Origin of the sequence: Exiguobacterium sp. s189 (assembly GCF_018617615.1) — a bacterium.
GTDB lineage: Bacteria > Bacillota > Bacilli > Exiguobacteriales > Exiguobacteriaceae > Exiguobacterium > Exiguobacterium aestuarii_A.
On sequence record NZ_JACSKM010000006.1, the window covers coordinates 102135 to 119460 of the forward strand.

At 48.9% G+C, this 17326-nt stretch carries 19 protein-coding genes; 11 read left to right on the top strand and 8 right to left on the bottom strand.

Annotation, left to right across the window (positions count from 1 at the left end; translation table 11 throughout):
* Genes yhbY through KNO99_RS09295 form a run of 5 tightly spaced genes read left to right on the top strand, consistent with a single transcriptional unit; the run spans nucleotide 1 to nucleotide 2493 of the window.
* Nucleotides 1–297, top strand: a complete 297-nt coding sequence (gene yhbY / locus KNO99_RS09275; protein WP_074032681.1) for a ribosome assembly RNA-binding protein YhbY — start codon at nucleotides 1–3, stop codon at nucleotides 295–297.
* Nucleotides 294–863, top strand: a complete 570-nt coding sequence (locus KNO99_RS09280) for a nicotinate-nucleotide adenylyltransferase (protein WP_214747731.1) — start codon at nucleotides 294–296, stop codon at nucleotides 861–863. Before yhbY ends, KNO99_RS09280 begins: the two co-directional genes overlap by 4 nt.
* Nucleotides 853–1410 carry a bis(5'-nucleosyl)-tetraphosphatase (symmetrical) YqeK gene (gene yqeK / locus KNO99_RS09285; RefSeq protein ID WP_214747734.1) on the top strand — a complete coding sequence of 186 codons (558 nt, stop codon included), beginning with the start codon at nucleotides 853–855 and terminating at the stop codon, nucleotides 1408–1410. The genes KNO99_RS09280 and yqeK overlap by 11 nt, the downstream gene beginning before the upstream one ends.
* Before the next feature lie 10 nt (nucleotides 1411–1420).
* Nucleotides 1421–1768, top strand: a complete 348-nt coding sequence (rsfS, locus tag KNO99_RS09290; RefSeq protein ID WP_074032684.1) for a ribosome silencing factor — start codon at nucleotides 1421–1423, stop codon at nucleotides 1766–1768.
* Entirely contained in the window at nucleotides 1768–2493 is a 726-nt protein-coding gene (locus KNO99_RS09295) for a class I SAM-dependent DNA methyltransferase (protein ID WP_214747737.1), read from the top strand. Before rsfS ends, KNO99_RS09295 begins: the two co-directional genes overlap by 1 nt.
* A 43-nt stretch (nucleotides 2494–2536) precedes the next feature.
* Here KNO99_RS09295 and KNO99_RS09300 read toward each other — a convergent pair whose 3' ends face one another.
* Nucleotides 2537–2950 (bottom strand): VOC family protein, encoded by a 414-nt coding sequence (locus KNO99_RS09300; protein WP_214747740.1) that lies wholly within the window; start codon nucleotides 2948–2950, stop codon nucleotides 2537–2539.
* Nucleotides 2951–3104: 154 nt separating this feature from the next.
* On the opposite strand from KNO99_RS09300, the gene KNO99_RS09305 reads away from it, so the two are divergent.
* Together KNO99_RS09305 and KNO99_RS09310 are read left to right on the top strand one after the other, a co-directional pair.
* Complete coding sequence (locus KNO99_RS09305) at nucleotides 3105–3701, top strand: DUF2238 domain-containing protein (RefSeq protein WP_214696072.1); 597 nt, start codon at nucleotides 3105–3107, stop codon at nucleotides 3699–3701.
* Between the two features lie 83 nt (nucleotides 3702–3784).
* Nucleotides 3785–5254 (top strand): catalase, encoded by a 1470-nt coding sequence (locus tag KNO99_RS09310; protein ID WP_214747743.1) that lies wholly within the window; start codon nucleotides 3785–3787, stop codon nucleotides 5252–5254.
* Nucleotides 5255–5987: 733 nt separating this feature from the next.
* Here the strand turns inward: KNO99_RS09310 and KNO99_RS09315 are convergent.
* Nucleotides 5988–6881, bottom strand: a complete 894-nt coding sequence (locus KNO99_RS09315; protein WP_214747746.1) for a DNA/RNA non-specific endonuclease — start codon at nucleotides 6879–6881, stop codon at nucleotides 5988–5990.
* A 169-nt stretch (nucleotides 6882–7050) separates the two neighbouring features.
* On the opposite strand from KNO99_RS09315, the gene nfsA reads away from it, so the two are divergent.
* Nucleotides 7051–7800 carry an oxygen-insensitive NADPH nitroreductase gene (gene nfsA / locus KNO99_RS09320; RefSeq protein ID WP_214747749.1) on the top strand — a complete coding sequence of 250 codons (750 nt, stop codon included), beginning with the start codon at nucleotides 7051–7053 and terminating at the stop codon, nucleotides 7798–7800.
* A gap of 41 nt (nucleotides 7801–7841) precedes the next feature.
* Here the strand turns inward: nfsA and KNO99_RS15495 are convergent, their stop codons facing one another.
* The 3 genes from KNO99_RS15495 to KNO99_RS09335 form a co-directional block, all read right to left on the bottom strand.
* A complete protein-coding gene (locus KNO99_RS15495) occupies nucleotides 7842–8963 on the bottom strand; it encodes a TlpA family protein disulfide reductase (RefSeq protein WP_214747753.1) in 1122 nt (373 codons plus the stop codon).
* A gap of 66 nt (nucleotides 8964–9029) precedes the next feature.
* Nucleotides 9030–10430, bottom strand: a complete 1401-nt coding sequence (locus tag KNO99_RS09330; RefSeq protein ID WP_214747756.1) for an MBL fold metallo-hydrolase — start codon at nucleotides 10428–10430, stop codon at nucleotides 9030–9032.
* A gap of 28 nt (nucleotides 10431–10458) precedes the next feature.
* Complete coding sequence (locus tag KNO99_RS09335) at nucleotides 10459–10755, bottom strand: rhodanese-like domain-containing protein (RefSeq protein WP_015881009.1); 297 nt, start codon at nucleotides 10753–10755, stop codon at nucleotides 10459–10461.
* Between the two features lie 115 nt (nucleotides 10756–10870).
* On the opposite strand from KNO99_RS09335, the gene KNO99_RS09340 reads away from it, so the two are divergent.
* A complete protein-coding gene (locus KNO99_RS09340) occupies nucleotides 10871–11245 on the top strand; it encodes a rhodanese-like domain-containing protein (RefSeq protein ID WP_251131015.1) in 375 nt (124 codons plus the stop codon).
* Nucleotides 11246–11278: 33 nt separating this feature from the next.
* A complete protein-coding gene (locus tag KNO99_RS09345) occupies nucleotides 11279–12058 on the top strand; it encodes a sulfite exporter TauE/SafE family protein (RefSeq protein WP_214747759.1) in 780 nt (259 codons plus the stop codon).
* Between the two features lie 42 nt (nucleotides 12059–12100).
* Here KNO99_RS09345 and KNO99_RS09350 read toward each other — a convergent pair whose 3' ends face one another.
* The 3 genes from KNO99_RS09350 to KNO99_RS09360 all read right to left on the bottom strand — a co-directional run bounded on the left by KNO99_RS09350 (nucleotide 12101) and on the right by KNO99_RS09360 (nucleotide 14119).
* A complete protein-coding gene (locus KNO99_RS09350; RefSeq protein WP_214747762.1) occupies nucleotides 12101–12295 on the bottom strand; it encodes a hypothetical protein in 195 nt (64 codons plus the stop codon).
* A 176-nt stretch (nucleotides 12296–12471) separates the two neighbouring features.
* Nucleotides 12472–13209, bottom strand: coding sequence for an ABC transporter permease (locus KNO99_RS09355; protein WP_214747764.1), 738 nt, complete (start codon nucleotides 13207–13209; stop codon nucleotides 12472–12474).
* Nucleotides 13187–14119 carry an ABC transporter ATP-binding protein gene (locus tag KNO99_RS09360; RefSeq protein WP_214747767.1) on the bottom strand — a complete coding sequence of 311 codons (933 nt, stop codon included), beginning with the start codon at nucleotides 14117–14119 and terminating at the stop codon, nucleotides 13187–13189. Before KNO99_RS09360 ends, KNO99_RS09355 begins: the two co-directional genes overlap by 23 nt.
* 337 nt (nucleotides 14120–14456) lie before the next feature.
* Here KNO99_RS09360 and KNO99_RS09365 point away from each other — a divergent pair, with 337 nt between their 5' ends.
* Nucleotides 14457–17309, top strand: coding sequence for a 2-oxoglutarate dehydrogenase E1 component (locus KNO99_RS09365; RefSeq protein ID WP_214747770.1), 2853 nt, complete (start codon nucleotides 14457–14459; stop codon nucleotides 17307–17309).
* Nucleotides 17310–17326: the final 17 nt, after the last annotated feature.

Below are 17326 nucleotides of genomic sequence, written 5' to 3' on the forward strand. Positions count from 1 at the left end.
ATGCTATCAGGTAAACAAAAACGCTTTTTACGCGCAGAAGCGCATCATCTCTCACCAATCTATCAAGTTGGGAAGAATGGGGTCAGCGAAGCGATGTGTAAAGATATCGTGGACGCACTCGAAAAACGCGAATTGATCAAAGTTCAAGTACTTCAAAACTGCATGGACACGCCAAAAGACGTGGCCGGCGAATTATCAGAAGGTACAAAAGCTGAGGTTGTTCAAGTCATTGGTAAAGTCATCGTCTTATACAAAGAGGCGACTGAGAAAGAAAATCGCCAAATCAAACTCCCATGAGCCGCATCGGTTTGATGGGGGGCACGTTCGACCCGCCACATCTCGGACATCTGTTGATTGCCGAACAAGCTCGCGAACAACTTGAGCTCGATGAAGTCTGGTTTTTACCGGCTGCGATTCCGCCACACAAGATCGGCTTCAGCTCGGCAGACCATCGAATCGAGATGACCCGCCGCGCCATTCAAGGTCAGTCAGAGTTCAAGTTGAATCTGATTGAGTTTGAGCGGAGTGAGCCGTCCTATACGGTAGAGACGATGAAGCGGTTGATTGAACAGCATCCAGACGATACGTTCTATTTCTTGATTGGAGCGGATTCACTCGTCGCACTCGAGTCGTGGCACGACTATGAGACGCTCATTCGTCTTGTCGCATTCGGCGCCGTCGCCCGTCCGGGGACACGTTACTTGATTCCAGAGAAGGCGGACGTTCGTCCGATCGATATGCCACAACTTGAGATTTCGTCCACCGATATTCGGGAGCGGGCGAAGCGAGGTAAATCCATCAAATATTTGGTCCCGGCGCTCGTCGAGACGTATGTGAAGGAGCATAAGCTGTATGACGTTTGAAGAAGCGCATGAGTTGATTAAACAGACGCTACCAGAAAAACGCTATATCCATACGCTCGGTGTCGTCGAGACGGCAGAGCGGATGGCGGTTCAGTACGGCGAGAACGTCGAAGAGGCTCGTCTAGCAGCGATGCTTCATGACTACGCCAAGTACTTTGACACGGAAGAGATGCGTCAAGTCGTCATCGAAGAGGGACTTGATTCAAGCCTTCTTGAGTACGGGGACGAGTTGTTGCATGCGCCGGTCGGTGCGATCTTGCTTGCTCGTCAGTATGAACTCGAGGAAACCGTACTATCGGCAATTCGGAATCATACGACGGGAGAGCCTGGGATGTCTCGTCTCGATCAAATTCTGTTCGTGGCCGATGCCATCGAACCGAATCGCAATTATCCAGGGGTTGATCGCCTGCGAATAGAGGCAGCGCATTCGCTCGAAGGGGCGGTTGTCGCGACACTGAAACAGACGATTGAGTTTTTATTGAAAAAGTCGGTGCGCATTTTTCCACTGACGATTGAAACGTATAATGATTTTGTGAATACACCTTAGGAGGGTCAATATGACTGCAAGAGAAGAATTAGAATTGATTGTAAAAGCGGCTGACGATAAACGTGCCGAGGAAATCGTCGTACTCGACATGGAAGGGATCTCGCCGATTGCGGATTACTTCGTTATCTGTCACGGGAACTCGGAGAAGCAAGTTGAAGCGATCGCACGTGAGATCAAAGATGTCGCTGGCGAGAACGACCTACCACTCCACAAGTTTGAAGGAATGGACACGGCACGTTGGGTACTTGCTGACCTCGAGAACGTCGTTGTCCACATCTTCCATCGTGACGACCGTGATTACTACAACCTAGAGAAATTGTGGGCTGACGCGCCGCACGTCGAAGTGGAAGTCGGCTAATGGCATACGAAGGATTCGCCTATGTATACGACGAGTTAATGAAAGACGCGCCGTATGATGAGTGGGTCGCTTTCGTGCGTCGTCACATCCAAGATGGCGCGACACTCGCGGATGTCGGATGTGGGACAGGATTGGCTACGATTCGCCTCGCCGAACATTACGACGTGATGGGGATCGACTTATCGGAGTCGATGCTCGAAGTCGCACAAGAAAAGGCACTCGAAGCAGAAATCGAGTTGCCACTTTGGGAACAAGATATGCGTGAGTTGGAATTACCGGAACCAGTCGATGCGGTGACGATCCTCTGTGACTCACTCTGCTACCTGCGGGATGAGGCAGATGTGATCGACACGTTCGAATCTGTCTACAACCAACTCAAACCGGGCGGGCTGTTCATCTTTGATGTCCATGCGCCGAATAAGATGCAGACGCTCTTCAACCAAAAGACGTACGCGTCAAACGGGGAAGATTGCTCGTATATCTGGTTTGCCGACCCGGGAGAGGCACCGCTCTCGGTCGTTCATGATTTGACGTTCTTCGTCGCGCTTGAAGATGGGACGTACGAACGGATCGAGGAGACGCATGAACAACGGACATATGAACCAGGGCAGTACATGCAATGGTTGATAGGTGCCGGATTCCACGTCAAATCGGTCACATCAGATTTCACCGAACATGCACCGGGAGCGGATGCGGAGCGCATTTTCTTCGTAGCCCAAAAATAAGCAAATCCCCGATTCGTCAAGAATCGGGGATTTTTTGTCGTTCTTATGCTTCGTGGCTAAACTGCCATTGGACACCGAACTGATCTTCAAGCATGCCGTACGCCTTGCTCCAAAACGTCTCTTGAAGCGGCATCAAGACACGGCCGTTCACAGAGAGCGCTTCGAACTCACGATGGATGGCATCGAGGTCGTCCGTGACGACGGCGAGTGTGACATTGTCCCCGAACGTGACCGGTCCGTCAGGCATCGCATCAGAAAACATGAGCGATGAGCCGTGAATCGATAGTCGGGTATGCAGCACGAGATCAGCCATTTCACTCGGCACCGGTTGACCGTCTGGACCAGGTTGGTCGCCGAACGTCATGATGTCTGGAGCGGCATGGTTGAATACGTCCGCATAGAAGTTCACGGCGTCACGGCAATTCCCATTAAAGTTGAGATACGGATTGATCGGCATAGCAAGTTCCTCCTCGGATTCATAATATACATTATAGAACATATGTTCGTAAAAAGCAAGTGAGTCCAACTAAATTCGATTGTGTGGTTGAACACGATTAAGAGTTGGGAATAAAGCTAATAGAGAACAAACTAGACGAAAGAAGGGAAATATCATGAAGCTCACGAAAGGGCGTATCCTCGAGTTTGGATTCGTCTTGTTCATGGCGGTCATGCTCGTCACATCGATCATTGAAGAATCCTGGTTCGATGCGAGTGTTGCGGGAGCCGGGATCATCTCTGGTCTCATCCCGTTTTTCATTGAAAAGACGTTCAAAACAGAACTCGACAGCAAGATGAAGGTGGCATATATCCTGTTCTTGTTTGCCTCACAGTATTTAGGTTCCATCGTCGGATTGTACGGGAACGGCTGGTGGGACACGTTCCTACACCTCTTGAGCGGTATCTTTCTTGCATTTTTAGGATTCGACTTTTTCAGTCGGCTCGATGACGACATTCGAACCGAAATTCCGAAGCGATTTTTATTCGTCTATATCGTTGTCTTTTCTATGGCTGGTGCGGCGCTTTGGGAGATGTATGAATTTACATCAGACGTCGTCTTAAACACGACGATGCAAGGGAACGGGAACGACGATACGATGGTCGACATCATCGCCGGGTCACTTGGTGGAGTGCTCGCCGCGTTCTTCGTCGTGACGCTCCATCAACGTGAAAAGGCCAAACAAAAGAGACACATGAAAAAAAGCTCGTGATTCACGAGCTTTTTATTTGTAATCATTATAATGTTTTATTAATATCAATATTGTAATGATTATAAATAACGGGAGGCAATCATATGGATCAACACCGTCAACTAACTACTAACCAAGGCGTACCAATCGGGGATAACGCCAACTCCATCACTGCGGGTCGTCGGGGCCCGACGCTTCTCGAAGACTACCAACTAATTGAGAAATTAGCGCATTTCGACCGTGAACGAGTACCAGAACGCGTCGTTCACGCGAGAGGGGCAGGGGCGCATGGTGTCTTCACTGTAAAAAATAGTATGAAACGATATACAAAAGCCGCATTCTTGCAAGAAGAGGGGCAAGAGACGCCTGTGTTTGCGCGTTTCTCGACCGTCATCCACGGCTTAGGTTCACCGGAGACGCTTCGTGACCCACGTGGTTTCGCCGTCAAGTTTTATACGGAAGAAGGGAACTATGATTTCGTTGGAAATAACTTGCCGGTCTTCTTCATCCGTGACGCGATTAAATTCCCGGACGTGATTCACTCGCTCAAACCGGACCCACAAACAAACCTTCAAGACCCGGACCGCTTCTTCGACTTCATGTCACTCACCCCGGAATCAACAAACATGCTACTTCATTTGTTCAGTGACGAAGGCATTCCGGCATCGTATCGTCATATGCGCGGATCGTCCGTCCACTCTTTCAAATGGGTGAACGAATTTGGCAACACAGTGTACATAAAGATGCGCTGGGTACCGAAGCAAGGCATTCAAAACTTGTCGATGGAAGAAGCCGCGAAGATTCAGGCGGAAGACTTCAACCACGCGACACGTGACTTGTTCAACGCGATTGAGCAAGGAGACTATCCGGAATGGGATCTATTTGTGCAAATTTTAGACCCGGCGGATATGGACAACTTCGACTTTGACCCACTCGATGCGACGAAAGATTGGTTCGAAGACGTCATCCCGTATCAATTGGTCGGAACGATGACGCTCAACAAGAACGTCGACAATTACTTCGCCGAGACAGAATCTGTCGGCTTCAACCCGGGGGTTCTCGTCCCAGGAATCCAGCCGTCGGAAGACAAGATGCTCCAAGGACGTCTCTTCTCGTATTCGGATACGCAGCGTCACCGCATCGGACCGAACTACCTTCAACTTCCGATCAACTGCCCGTTCGCTCAAGTCGCGAACAACCAGCGTGACGGGGCGATGCCGTTCAAGCAACAGACGAGTCCGGTCAACTACGAGCCAAACCGCTATGAAGACGCACCGAAGCCGAACGCGGACTATATTGAAACGCCGCAACCGATCACAGGCGTGACAGGTCGTCAGAAGATTGAGAAGACGAACGACTTCGGTCAGGCCGGAGAAGTGTATCGCCGTTATTCTCAGGAAGAGAAGGACGCGCTAATCCGTAACCTCGTTGCGCATATCAAAGAAGTTCGTCATGAGAAGACGGTTCTTCTCTTGATCTGCAACTTCTATCGTGCGGATCGTGAGCTCGGGGAGCGTCTCTCGAACGAGTTGAACGTTGATCTCGCACCATTCTTGAACCAAATGTCGAACTAAGCATGTAACCGCGGTCTTGTGCCGCGGTTTTTTGTATGATGAAGGGAAGCAACAAAATGAACGCAAAAAAGCCCATAGCGAAAGCCGTGTATAAAATGAAGTGACCACACAAACATTCAGATAAAGGATTCGCTATGAGCTGGACTTGTTTGACTGAGAGTGTCGGATTATTTTTCTTTTTCACACCATAACTAGCAAGTTGATGAGTAAGAATAAAAGAAAAATCACTCCGAAAAATAGTAACACCCCTACAGTATTGGTCCCTTTTCATCTCCGGTTTTTCTAACATACAAGACTGAAAAGGTAAGTAATATAACCAAAAAAACTGTTAAGGAAGTAAAGAGTAAGGTGATGGAATGGTTGGATATGATTCTAAAGTGAAAAAAGAATTCAGAGATTAAAACAAAGACAAATAAAAAAGTTCCTGCTAACAATAAGTAGAAAAAAGTGTTTCGGTTCGTATTCAAAGACAGAAACTCCTTTATGGTCATTTTTAGAAGTGTGATATGACAATAATTGTACTTCATGTTACGAAAAATCATCAATCCACTTTTGATTGAGGAGCAATCTGAAAGTTACCATCATATAGACGTCGGCTCCTGATGAATCAGCCGCATAGAAAAATCTCGGTTGAAAGGCAACTTTCACGGAGTAAATGCTGATGTTATTTTGCCAAACATCTTTTGATGAAAAAAGACGCCCCTCTCATAGAGGAACGTCTCGTCTATTGTGGTTATTCACCGACCATCCCGTCACCGTCTCGGTCGTCCATATACTGGTACAACCAATGATCACGCGTGATCGGCATCTCGAATCCGGCATTTTTCGCTTCTTTGATTGTCACTTGTCCGTTTCCGTCAACGTCGATATCGGATAATTCTCGCTCTTCGACAGGCTCCGTCGTCACGTCAGGTGGAGAATCGTCCGTCAAATCGAGCGATTCGTTCACCTCTTCAGGGTCCGCGTTATCATACGTATCCGTGACCGTATTGCCTCGTACGGTATACGTGTATTGGTAGCGGGAAGGAATCTGTGTCGTCGTGTTCGGATAGGTAATGATCGCCTCAAAGTCTTTCGCGCCGCCAGCTTTCCGGATGACATCTTCCATGAACGCCTGGTCCCCGTAGCGGTTGAGTGCACTGTTTTGTGGGGTGATGTTATAGGCGTTCGAGACACCACCGAGCGAATCAGCGATGATATGACCTTCATCGAGATTCGGGTCTTCGACACCCGGCACTTTCGCCTCGTCTGAATAATAGCGACCAGAAGAATTGACGTCTTCGGTCTCATCGTCTTGAAGCGTGATTTCGTCGGCGATAACACGAATCAATTGACCATGCTCGTTCGTGAACGCCCAGTACTCACGGTCGCCGAAGCCGATATCGACGACGACATTCGCTTCCCGTGTTCCGGACTGATCACCGCCATCGACCTCAATTTGTGTATAGCCTTCAAATAAATCTGCTTCCTGTTCAGGTGAAGGCGTCTCGGTTGTCTGTTCTTCTTGTGTCTGTTCCTCTTCGACCGTTTCTTCAGTCGACGTCGGGACGCTCACATCGGCATCCGTACAACCGGAGAGGAGCAGCACCCCAAGCAGGAATGGAATGTAAAATGGCATTCTTTTCATATATCTCGCTCCTTATTCGAAGTTACGCTGTCGTATTTTCTATGTAGTCTATAATGATAGCATAAGAAAACAAGAAGTGAGCGTCCCCCTTCAAAATGTGCCCGACGGATTCCTCTCATTTGTGGATTCAGAAAGCTTGTGCCAAGATTGAAAAAAGGGGGAAGAACGTATGAACGAAGTGATTGAGACATTATTGAACCACCGTTCCGTCCGTGACTTTACGGACGAGACATTAACAGATGAACAAATCCGAACCATCGTTGAGAGCGCTCAACGCGCATCGACGTCTAGCTTTATCCAAGCTTATTCCATCATCGGGGTGACCGATGAAACGAAGAAGAAACGACTTGCCGAGATTGCGGGCAACCAGTCCTATGTCGTCGAGAACGGTCACTTTTTCGTCTTTTGTGCGGATTTGCATCGCCATGAAATGATTGGTGAGCTACAGGAAGCGGAAGTGTCTGCGACGCTTGAGACTGATGAGAAGTTGCTTGTCGCTGTGATCGACGCTGCACTCGCCTCACAAAATGCGGCCGTAGCGGCAGAGTCGATGGGGCTCGGCATCTGTTATATCGGTGGCATTCGGAACGACCTTTTTGCGGTTAAAGAAGTGCTCGAATTGCCGGAACGGGTCATCCCGCTCTTCGGCATGGCCGTCGGTGTACCGGCCTCAGTCGAGGGTCAAAAACCACGCTTACCGTTCCATCATGTTTACCATGAGAATACGTATGAAGCGAATCCAGAACGGATGAAGCAGTCCCTTTCCGATTACGATGCGTTAATTCACGATTACTATATGGTCCGTGGCTCGAACCCGCGTAAAGACACGTGGACTGGACAGATGGGACGCATGTTGTCAAAATCGACGCGTCTTGACGTCAAAGACTTCTTGAAAGCACAAGGCTATTTGAAGCAATAAGATAAACCGCCGACAAATTACTGTCGGCGGTTTTGTCATGTTCAATTTACTTGAGCGTCGAGCCAATTCTTGTCGATGGCACCGAATTGTTTCGCGATGATCACACCGGATTCATCGAGCACATATGTCGTCGGCATCGCCTGAATCCGATACGCATCACCGACTTGACCGTCACGGTCATAGACAACGGTAAAGGCGTCTTCATACGGTTCGACGAACGAGACGGCATTGTCCGGGTCACGTTCGCTCGTCGTCGTGTTGACGGCGACAATCGTCACGTCGTCTCGCTCTTTCGCGAACGCCGCCATGTCCGGCATTTCTGCGCGACACGGAGGACACCAGGACGCCCAAAAGTTAACGACGACTTGTTGACCGTGTAACGATGCTAAGTCGAACGTACTCCCATCAGTTCGTTGTAACTCAAACGATGGGGGAATTTGCCCGATGTTTAGACCGGTCGATGCCGTCTCTGACGTGATCGTTTGTGTCGCGCGTTCTGGTAGGGCAGCGTTCACGACCGCGAGCAAGACGAGAGCACCGATACTCAATTGTACGACTCTTCTTGAAGGACGAGCGACATAGAGCGAAAGTCCGAGCAGGATGAAGACGATGCCGATCATCCACCATTGAACTTGTCCAACCGCATACGACTGAAACAGCCAGATACTAGATGCGCCAAGGACGGTCCAAAGGATGTGTCCTCGAGTCGGCGCATGCATCCAGCGCCATGTCGCCCCTAATAGTATGAGGATAAGGACAGCACTCCATAGATGAATCGGCTGGTCGGGTAGAGAGAATATCGTCCCGTATACCGGAACCGCGAGTGTCATCCCGAGCCAGACGAGGAGCCCGCTCAGCATCCAATATCCTAAAAGGTTTCGATCGAGTCGATAGACGAGCCAAAGGACAACAGCGGCCGCGATCCATTGAGACCATACGCCTCCTGTAGCGTAGAGGGCAAGAGAAATATCACGAGTCGTCAACAGACCGATGAGGATGGCGCTTCCTTTCCAGGCGAGGAATCCATAAAACCATGTACCGATGACGGCTTCACGTTGCTTACTCGTCAGACCGAGGAAACGAAAGATCCCGTAAAGGATACCAAGGCTCACTAAAAAAATGAGTAAATCGACACGAATGTTAAGTGGACCGATAGCGACCACGTCTTTCCCTCCTAAACAAAAGGCGCCCCTCTCGAAGCGGGCGCCATATTCATAGTCAGTATAACATTACTTGATTTGTTGAGCGTTCAAGACAGTCTTCATCGCGCCGTAGCCACCGAGGATATTGTGGATATCTTTGTAGCCGAGCGATTGAAGGACACTTGCTGCCATGCGTGAGCGTACGCCTGACGCACAGTGGACCGCAATCGTTTGATCGGTCGGAAGACCTTCGTGATCACGTGTGAGTTTACCGAGCAAGATGCGCTCTGCTTTTTCGTAATGGCTCGCATTCCATTCTGTCGCGTTTCGAACGTCAAGGACGAAGACGTCACCTTTTTCTGCAGCTTCGATTGCTTCTTCTGCTGTCACGTCCGTATACGTTTCCGTCAAGAGTGAAGCATCGAGCTCTTCGACCGGAACGATGAAGCGAAGACGGTCGAGACCGATTGATTGAAGGTCGGTCTGTACTTGATCGACATCTTCCGCATTTGCGATGAGTGTGATGTCTTTATCGAAGTTGACGAGCCAGCCAGCCCACGAGACGAACTTGTTGTTGTACGGGATGTTGATTGTCCCTGGTACGTGTCCGTTCGCAAAGTCTTCTCCTTTACGCGTGTCGACGACTTGCGTCTCTTCGACGAGTGTATCAAGGCGATCTGAACCGATGACTTCAGGACGAGCGATGTCTGTCGTCACTTGAATGCCTTCTTTGTTCACTTTTTTCATCATGGCGAAGTAGTTCGGCGGTTCTGGTTGATCCGTCGTCAACTCTTTGATGAAGGCATCTTTGTCCGTCATTTGAAGCGCCCAGTTCGTCGCTTTCTCATAACCGACCGTCGATGTTGGAATCGCGCCGAGTGCTTTCCCGCAAGCACTACCTGCACCGTGTCCTGGCCAGACTTGAACGAAGTCAGGAAGCGCCATGAATTTTTTGAGTGAATCAAACATTTGTTCCGCACCGATTGCCGTCGTTCCTTTCACGCCGGCTGCTTCTTCGAGAAGGTCAGGGCGACCAATATCTCCGACGAAGACGAAGTCGCCTGTAAAGATTCCCATCGGTTGTGTCTGGTTGCGGTCATACAGAAGGAACGAGATGTGTTCCGGTGTGTGACCTGGTGTATGCATGACTTCGAGTGTCACGTTTCCGATTTTGAACGTGTCACCTTCTTTGACGAGTTGTGCGTCGATGTCCTTGGCAAACGCATACTTCCAAGAAGCATCGCCTTCATCTGATAAATAAGCTTTCGAACCTGTGCGCTTCGCGAGTTCGAGTGAGCCCGATACAAAGTCCGCATGAATGTGTGTCTCAGCTGTTGCGACAATGTTCATGCCTTCTTTTTTCGCTTCCTGAAGGTATGGCTCGATGTTCCGGGCCGGATCGATGACGATGGCTTCTCCTGTCATTTGGCATCCGACCATATATGAAGCTTGTGCTAATTTCTCATCATAAAAATAACGTAGTAACATATCAATTTCCCCCTATGAATGTAATGGTTTATTCGACTTCGCCTTGCCAGCTCATCATCCCACCGTCGACGTTCGTGACATCGAATCCGAGTGAGTCGAGATAAGCGGATGCGTTCATGCTGCGTCCACCGGCTGCGCAAATGACGTGAATCGGTTTAGAGCGATCGAGCTCATCGACTTTCGCCCCGAATTCAGAAAGTGGTACGTTTTTCGCTTGTTTAATGTGACCTCCAGCATATTCATCTACCTCTCGTACATCGATGAGGTTGAGTGAGTCGTCAGCTTGAAGTAACGCTTCTAATTCAGTAGTCGTAATCGTCTTCATGAGTCTTTGATCTCCTTTTCGTGTTTAAGGTTTTTGGCAACGAGAATGTTTCGTTGGCTTTAATATACCCCCTAAGGTATAATGAGCGCAAGTGAAAAGAATTGGAGGGGAAAACATGAAGAAAATTTCCTTATTTGTTGGGATTTTGGCTGTTATGGTGATTTTTATCTTTGTAATCACATCAGAAAAGGATGAAATCACGAAAATCGATGCTGAAACTCTACAAAACAAATTGGAAAACGAGGGAATAACACTTCTTGACGTACGAGAAACGTCCGAATACGAGGGGGGGCATATTGAAGGGGCGGTGAACGCACCACTATCTTCATTAGATGCCAACGAGTTACCGTATCCGAAAGATGAGCCAATCTACGTCATCTGTCGAAGTGGTAATCGAAGTGCCCAGGCTGCTAACCGATTACAAGAGGCCGGCTATACGAAAATCTATGATGTGTCAGGCGGGATGATGGCTTGGGAATCGATTGAATAAGTAGAGAATACGAGAGTAAATGGAGGAGTCAATATGGAGTTCGGGTTTATCATTACAATCTTTCTAATTGGGTTTATCGGGTCGTTCATTTCAGGGATGGTCGGGATTGGTGGGTCGATCATCAAGTATCCGATGTTGTTATACATTCCACCAATCTTAGGATTTGCGGCGTTCAGCGCCCACGAAGTATCAGGAATCAGTGCGATTCAAGTATTCTTTGCGACAATCGGTGGAATCTATGCCTATCGTAAAGGTGGATACTTAAATAAACAGTTGATCCTCTATATGGGTGTGTCGGTCTTAATCGGAAGCTTCATTGGAGGATACGGGTCGACGATTTTATCGGAGACGATGATCAATGTTGTTTACGCCGTACTCGCGACGATTGCGACAATTATGATGTTCTTACCGAAGCCACAAGTAGACGATATGCCGCTTGATCAAGTGCAGTTCAACAAGATGATTGCGGCAAGTTCAGCTTTCATCGTCGGGATTGCAGCAGGTATCGTCGGAGCGGCAGGAGCATTCATTCTCATGCCGATCATGCTCGTCGTCTTGCGCATCCCGACGAAGATGGCAATCGCAAGTTCGCTCGCCATCACATTTATCTCGTCGATCGGGTCGACGTTCGGTAAAATTATCACCGATCAAATCGTCTGGGGTCCGGCAATCATTATGATTATCGCGAGTCTGATTGCTGCACCAATCGGGGCGAATGTCGGGAAGAATATGAATACAAAAGCGCTTCAATGGATTTTAGCGTTACTCATCTTAGCGAGTACCATCAAAATTTGGAGCGACCTAATCGCATAAAAAATCACGATGCCTCTATTCAGGCATCGTGATTTTTTTGCGTTATTTCGTAATGAAATAGTAGAGGAGTCCGAGTCCGATGAACGCCACAGGGAGCAAGATGATGTAGAGCCAAGAAACCATCGACCAGCTCTTCTTTTGGCTGTACGTGGAGCGGTCTTTTCCGAGTCCGACCATGATAGTAAAAATAAGTGCAATCAAACAGACGAGTAATGCTAATCCAATCGTGAGAGCCATATTGTCACATCCTTCTTACGTACTGTTAGTTTCATCATATCGCATACAGGTGGGAGACTTCTGACAGAATGTTGAATTTGTGTGACAAAGGTGAGGGAGAAGCGTCACACCTACATTATCAGACTAGAAAAAATCCCTTCTCACTCGAACGAATCGAATGACAAGGGACCGGTCGCTTATTCCGCAAACGTTTTGCTACGGAACATAAATGCCGTGATGAGATAGAAGGCGATGATGTGAAGGGCGACATAGAAGATCGAGAAGCCCATCGTGACATCCATCGCATCCATGAATTCTGGGTTCAAGTCATAGACTGAAAGATCTGCATGCAAGAAGACGATCCATTTTGCGAGTTCAGGTTTCCATGCAACGAGAAGACCACCAATGATACTTGAGGCGAAGTTCGCGAGCACCGTGAAACCGATGACGACACCGACTGATTTGAAGACGACCGAAAACATGAGCGTCAAGAAAATGATGAAGATGGGTCCGCTCACGCTGATAAGGATCGGACGAACGACATCCCATGTGACAGAACCGTCTAACGTGAGTGAGAACCCGAACGCGACGACTAAAATAAAGACGAATTGGAGCAACATGACGAGAACGGCCATGACGAGTTTTGAGAGCAAGATGCGGTCTCGGGAATACGGACTCATCAAGAGATGCTTCAACGTATCAAATTTCAACTCATTCCCGACCATTTCGGCCGTGAAAACGATGGTAAAGATGCTGAGGAAGGCAATGGCGCCCATCGTTGAGAATTCGAAGAACGATGCCGCTTCCGGTGTCCCTTCTCCGCTCGCTAGTACGGCATATACGATGAGGATGATCGCGGTGTATACACCTAAGGCGACGTAAGGCTTAATCGTGCGGCGCCACTTCATCCATTCATTGCTGAGTAATGAACGCATTGTTCGTACCTCCTTCTTTTTTCGTCAATTTCAAGAATTGCTCTTCGAGTGACTCGTGTTTCATGCCGATTTGGTAGACGGCGATATCCCGTTCAATCAATTGCTTCAATAGAACAGGGATATCCGTCTCCTGACGTGGGACGATGAACGACTCGGCTGACTGTTGAACGATTTTCACATCATCGAAGGCGAGTGCCGCGACATCGAGCGCATCGCTCATCTGTTCTTTCGCAACTTTACAGAGGATGACGCTATCGGCTTTCGTCTGACCGTCTTCTACTGATTTGATTTGTCCTTGGTCAATGATGGCGAAGCGGTCCGTGATCAATTCCATCTCACTCAACAAGTGACTCGAGATGAGGATGGCGATGCCGCGGTGGTCCGCGAGGTGGCGTAAGTAATTCCGGAGATCAGCAATCCCGGCTGGGTCGAGACCGTTCGTCGGCTCATCAAGGATAAGTACTTTTGGATTATGCAACAAGGCACGGGCGATCCCGAGGCGTTGTTTCATCCCGAGCGAATACTGTTTCACTTTCATATCGAGCTTTCCATCGAGTCCGACGAGCGCACCAAGCGCATTCAAATCGACCTTCTTTAAGTTCGGGATCAAGTTCATGGCATGAATCAAGTTCTCACGACCGGTCATGTACGGATAGAACGCCGGATTCTCGACGATGGCTCCGATTCGGCTGAGTGCTTCTTGGCGGTTGTTCGCGACGTCATACCCATCGACCGTCACGGTTCCATGTGTTGCAGGCATGAGGCCTGTAATGATTCGGATCGTCGTCGTTTTCCCGGCGCCGTTCGGTCCGAGGAAACCAAAGATTTCACCCGGGGCGACATCAAAGCTGACATTCGTCAATACCGTTGCTTTTCCCATCTTCTTATGGACATTTTGTACGGATAACATGTGGTCACCTAGCTTTCTTTTTTGAGTGATAGTGTTCTTCCTACACCCCCTTCTACGGGCTTGTTTGAAATAAGGTTTCATCTTTTTTTGAAATGTTTGAAACAAATCCGCTGAGACACAATTTATCGATAAGCAAAACTTATCGAAATAGTATGGACGAATTGTGAATTTGTAAGGGTCTTTCTAGCATGAAAGGTGTAGTATGAAGTTGAGCGTAAGAGGCAAGATTTGGTTTTGTTCACTAGGGTAAGAGAAGAGTGAACGGCTTCGGGCTACATGTTAAAATGAAAGCGTTCACAGATTGGGCGTTTAGGAATGGATAAGGGGGATTTATTCAATGGGAGAGTCGTCGAATGTTCACGAGAAATCGCAAGCATTTTATGGTCCTAACTTAGGCTACATCATTGAACTGTACGAGCAATATTTGGAAGACCCGTCTTCGGTCGATGAGGAGACACGTCGTTACTTCGACGAGAACGGGGCACCAGAATCATCACCGACAGAAGTACCGGCCTCGGGTCCGTCGTTTGACTTAGAGAAAGTCGTCTCGGCGACACGTCTCGTCAACGATATTCGTGCGTTCGGTCATAAGGCGGCGGATATTTATCCGTTGAAAGATCATCCGCGTGAACAGGAATTGTTCGAACTGTCTCGTTATGATTTGACAGAAGAAGATTTAAAACAAATTCCGGCCCGTCTTCTTTCGGACGATGCACCGAAACCAAATGCGAGTGCCCTTGAGTTATTCCGTCACTTGCTTGACGTCTATACAGGGACGGTTGCAATCGAACTCCGTCACTTAGACGATATGGAAGAGAAGAAGTGGATTCGCCGTCAAGTCGAACAAGGCGCATTGAAACAAACCTTCTCAAAAGAAGAAAAGATCGAATTGTTCAAACGTCTTGCTGAGACAGAACTGTTTGAATCATTCCTGCATAAAACGTATGTCGGACAGAAACGCTTCTCCATCGAAGGATTGGATGCGATGGTGCCGTTACTCGACGCGATGGTCGGGGGACTCATCTCTAGCGGATCTGAACACATCAATATCGGGATGGCACACCGTGGACGTCTGAACGTACTCGCTCACGTACTCGGCAAGCCATACGAGATGATTTTTGCGGAGTTCCAACATGCACCGAACAAAGAATTGATTCCGTCTGAAGGGTCAATCGGCATCAACTTTGGTTGGTCAGGCGACGTGAAATATCACCTCGGGCTTGATCGCAAAGTCGTCGAACAACAAAAAGAAGTACGTCTCAACTTGGCGAACAATCCGAGTCACCTTGAATTTGTCGGATCTGTCGTCGAAGGGTACACGCGTGCCGCACAAGATGATCGTTCTGAAAAAGGATCGGCTGTCCAGCAGGATGATTTGGCAGCTTCGATCTTGATTCACGGAGATGCGGCGTTCCCAGGACAAGGAATTGTGGCGGAGACGCTCAACATGACGAACTTGACGGGTTACCGTACAGGTGGAACGGTTCACGTTATCGCCAACAACACCATCGGTTTCACGACGGACCCGAACGATTCACGTTCGACACGTTACGCGAGTGATATCGCCAAAGGGTATGAAATTCCAGTCTTCCACGTGAATGCAGACGACCCGGAAGCGTGTGTCGCCGTCGCAAAATTGATTAGTGAGTATCGTGCCAAGTTCCATAAAGACATCTTGGTCGATTTGATTGGGTATCGTCGTTACGGTCACAACGAAATGGACGAACCGATGAACACGAACCCGGTTCTTTATAAAGCAATCAAAGGACATCAATCTGTCCGTCACGTATATGCCGAGCAACTTGAGGCAGAAGGCATCATGACGAAAGATGAGAAAGCAAAAATCGAGCAAAAAATCGAAGAAGAACTTAAAGCAGCGCGGGATCTCGTTCCTTCTGAAGAAGAAGATGCTGACATCGTCTTGCCGGAAGCAGTCCATAAAGGATTCCCGAAAGTCGACACGAGCGTGAAGCTTGAATTCCTCACGCAATTGAACGAAGAGTTGCTTGACTGGCCAGAAGGATTCGGTGTCTTCCACAAACTTCAAAAAGTACTCGACCGTCGCCGTGACGCTTTCGGTGAAGGTGGAAAAATCGACTGGGGTCATGCGGAAACGCTCGCCTTCGCTTCGATTCTTTCAGACGGTACGCCGGTCCGCTTGAGCGGTCAAGATTCGGAGCGCGGAACGTTCGCCCAACGAAACATCATGTTGAACGATGTCGAGTCAGGGAAGAAGTTCTCGCCACTCCATCAGCTGTCGACGGCGAAAGCTTCGTTCTCTGTCTACAACAGCCCGCTTTCAGAAGGGTCGGTTCTTGGATTTGAATATGGGTATAACGTATTCGCCCAAGACACGCTCGTATTGTGGGAAGCCCAGTACGGTGACTTTGCGAACTCGGCACAAGTCATGTTCGACCAGTTCATCTCGGCCGGTCGTGCGAAATGGGGTCAAAAATCAGGGCTTGTCATGCTCTTGCCACACGGTTATGAAGGACAAGGACCAGAGCACTCGAGTGCACGGATGGAGCGTTACTTGACGCTTGCCGGTGAGAAGAACTGGACAGTCGCAAACCTTTCATCTGCGGCACAATACTTCCATATTCTCCGTCGCCAAGCTGAGATGCTTGGCAAAGAAGAGATTCGTCCGATGATCATCATGACACCGAAGAGTCTCCTTCGTCATCCGCTCGCGACGTCACCGATTGAGGCGTTCACGGAAGAGAGCTTTAAACCAATCGTTGAACAGCCAGGTCTCGGTGAGAACGCAGAGAAAGTCGAACGTCTCGTCTTCTGCACAGGGAAGATGGCGATTGACCTCGCGGAAGCGGTCGGCAAGTCAGAAGAGTCACTCGACTTCTTGCACATCATCCGGGTCGAAGAAATCTATCCATTCCCGGTACGTGAGATTCGTGACGTCATCAGCCGTTATCCGAACGCGCGCGAAATCGTCTGGGTCCAAGAAGAGCCGAAAAACATGGGAGCTTGGACGTACATCGAGCCTCGTCTTGAAGCGGTCACAACGAACCGACTCGACGTTCGTTACATCGGTCGTCGCCGTCGTTCGAGCCCGGCTGAAGGAAATCCGACAGCTCATAAGCAAGAACAAGCACGCATCATCCGTGAAGCACTTTCTCGCGACGTCGTCTCGAGCGGTGCAGGCACGAGCACATATCAAAAAGATCGTAAATAAGTTAAGGGGGAACTCAT

Excerpts from the sequence above, each read along its gene's own strand:
- KNO99_RS09350 (WP_214747762.1), bottom strand. The coding sequence starts at position 12,295 with ATGGCTCTCACGATTGGATTAGCATTACTCGTCTGTTTGATTGCACTT.
- KNO99_RS09305 (WP_214696072.1), top strand. The coding sequence starts at position 3,105 with ATGAAGCTCACGAAAGGGCGTATCCTCGAGTTTGGATTCGTCTTGTTC.
- KNO99_RS09335 (WP_015881009.1), bottom strand. The coding sequence starts at position 10,755 with ATGAAGACGATTACGACTACTGAATTAGAAGCGTTACTTCAAGCTGAC.
- KNO99_RS09300 (WP_214747740.1), bottom strand. The coding sequence starts at position 2,950 with ATGCCGATCAATCCGTATCTCAACTTTAATGGGAATTGCCGTGACGCC.
- KNO99_RS09310 (WP_214747743.1), top strand. The coding sequence starts at position 3,785 with ATGGATCAACACCGTCAACTAACTACTAACCAAGGCGTACCAATCGGG.
- KNO99_RS09345 (WP_214747759.1), top strand. The coding sequence starts at position 11,279 with ATGGAGTTCGGGTTTATCATTACAATCTTTCTAATTGGGTTTATCGGG.
- KNO99_RS09280 (WP_214747731.1), top strand. The coding sequence starts at position 294 with ATGAGCCGCATCGGTTTGATGGGGGGCACGTTCGACCCGCCACATCTC.
- rsfS (WP_074032684.1), top strand. The coding sequence starts at position 1,421 with ATGACTGCAAGAGAAGAATTAGAATTGATTGTAAAAGCGGCTGACGAT.
- yhbY (WP_074032681.1), top strand. The coding sequence starts at position 1 with ATGCTATCAGGTAAACAAAAACGCTTTTTACGCGCAGAAGCGCATCAT.
- KNO99_RS09330 (WP_214747756.1), bottom strand. The coding sequence starts at position 10,430 with ATGTTACTACGTTATTTTTATGATGAGAAATTAGCACAAGCTTCATAT.
- KNO99_RS09315 (WP_214747746.1), bottom strand. The coding sequence starts at position 6,881 with ATGAAAAGAATGCCATTTTACATTCCATTCCTGCTTGGGGTGCTGCTC.
- nfsA (WP_214747749.1), top strand. The coding sequence starts at position 7,051 with ATGAACGAAGTGATTGAGACATTATTGAACCACCGTTCCGTCCGTGAC.
- KNO99_RS09355 (WP_214747764.1), bottom strand. The coding sequence starts at position 13,209 with ATGCGTTCATTACTCAGCAATGAATGGATGAAGTGGCGCCGCACGATT.
- KNO99_RS09340 (WP_251131015.1), top strand. The coding sequence starts at position 10,871 with ATGAAGAAAATTTCCTTATTTGTTGGGATTTTGGCTGTTATGGTGATT.
- yqeK (WP_214747734.1), top strand. The coding sequence starts at position 853 with ATGACGTTTGAAGAAGCGCATGAGTTGATTAAACAGACGCTACCAGAA.
- KNO99_RS09365 (WP_214747770.1), top strand. The coding sequence starts at position 14,457 with ATGGGAGAGTCGTCGAATGTTCACGAGAAATCGCAAGCATTTTATGGT.
- KNO99_RS09360 (WP_214747767.1), bottom strand. The coding sequence starts at position 14,119 with ATGTTATCCGTACAAAATGTCCATAAGAAGATGGGAAAAGCAACGGTA.
- KNO99_RS09295 (WP_214747737.1), top strand. The coding sequence starts at position 1,768 with ATGGCATACGAAGGATTCGCCTATGTATACGACGAGTTAATGAAAGAC.